This window comes from Bartonella sp. EBT8 (genome assembly GCF_055796165.1).
In genome coordinates, this window is sequence record NZ_JBTTDJ010000072.1 from 1 (window position 1) to 1,398 (window position 1,398).

The window sequence follows — 1,398 nt, forward strand, 5'->3', positions numbered from 1 at the left end:
ATTTCACTTTGCAAGACCCAAAGACCCTTACCGATTTAGAGCGGGCTTTGCGATTTTTATATCTACAGAGATTGAGTTTTAGTGGTCAGGTTGCCCATCGTACGATTGGGGTTGAAGTGAGTCGCAGTGCACGGTTTAATACATTCAAAATTGAAGCATTATTAAAGCTTATTTACCAGCGTTTAACAGGTGTTACCATTGAACATTTAGATTGGTCTGATTTTATCCTTCGCTATGACCGAACAAACACCTTGTTTTACCTTGATCCACCTTATTGGGGTGTTGAGGATTACTATGGGAAGGATTTGTTTAAGCGAGAGGATTACCAGACGATGTCCACATTGCTTGCACAATTAAAGGGCAAGTTTCTTCTCTCTCTCAATGATGTGCCAGAGATACGAAAAACCTTTAGTCAATTTAAGATAAGAGAGGTAAAAACACTTTATTCGTGTAACGCCTCAAATAATGCGATTCCGGCTAAAGAGTTGATTATCTCAAATTGCGATTTTTAGGAAAAAAAGATTCATTAAAAGGGCTTTAAATGACCTCTGAAGCCCCTTTTAAAAAGTAAATTACTACAAAATCTAGTGTCAAAGTTTGACCTCCCCTCCGCCTTTTTAATAAAACCTAAGCTATCAAGCTTTCCAATGGAATATTAAATTGTTGATGCAAGTTTCTAATCATGCGTAGTGTTAATTTTCTTTTGCCACTCAAGATTTCATAAACGCGATTTAAATGACCAATCGCTGGAACGAGATCTTTAGCACTTAAGTTCATTTGTTCCATTCTAAATTTAATAGCTTCAATCGGATGAGGAGGAGAAACAGGGTAGTGTTCTGCTTCATATGCTTCAATCAACAACACAAGAACCTCCATTTGATCAAATTCTGGAGTATTCTCTTTAGGTTGATTGTCAAACATCGCAGACACAATTTCTAATGCTTCTTGGTAATCTTTCTCTGTACGAATGGGCTTAATATTCATTTCTTAAATTCCTTTAGTTCTACAGTATTCGCATCAATTGCATCATACTGTTTGTGTGTTCCTATAAATTTTATATAAAGCCAGCCTGCTGGATAAAAGATTGAAACAATTAAACGATAATCATTGCCTCTAATATTAAAAACAACACGATTATTCTTTAATATGCTTGCATTTTTATATTTCTCTTTAATGTCATGAGGTGAACGCCATTGTGCATTTTTAGCTTCATCTATCCATGCTTTTAAGGGTTGTTCTGCATCAGGATATCTAGCCCAAAAAACTTGAAGTGTGGAGATTTTAATAATTTTCATAAGTGTATCCTGATTTTTATTAACCTTAGTACCATTTTGGGACTATGTCAAGATATTTATAAAAAAGTACTGCTTGAAAACCAACTGTTCTCAAGAACGGTTC

3 protein-coding genes are annotated in these 1,398 nt (G+C 35.2%); 1 reads left to right on the forward strand and 2 read right to left on the reverse strand.

The window, feature by feature from the left end:
- Window positions 1–512: DNA adenine methylase (locus AC0QT4_RS09120; protein WP_473201349.1), on the forward strand; the 512-nt coding region annotated here is incomplete at its 5' end.
- 115 nt (window positions 513–627) lie between these two features.
- Here the strand turns inward: AC0QT4_RS09120 and AC0QT4_RS09125 are convergent.
- A complete protein-coding gene (locus AC0QT4_RS09125; RefSeq protein ID WP_473201350.1) occupies window positions 628–984 on the reverse strand; it encodes a helix-turn-helix domain-containing protein in 357 nt (118 codons plus the stop codon).
- A complete protein-coding gene (locus AC0QT4_RS09130; protein ID WP_473201351.1) occupies window positions 981–1,295 on the reverse strand; it encodes a type II toxin-antitoxin system HigB family toxin in 315 nt (104 codons plus the stop codon). The genes AC0QT4_RS09125 and AC0QT4_RS09130 overlap by 4 nt, the downstream gene beginning before the upstream one ends.
- Window positions 1,296–1,398: the final 103 nt, after the last annotated feature.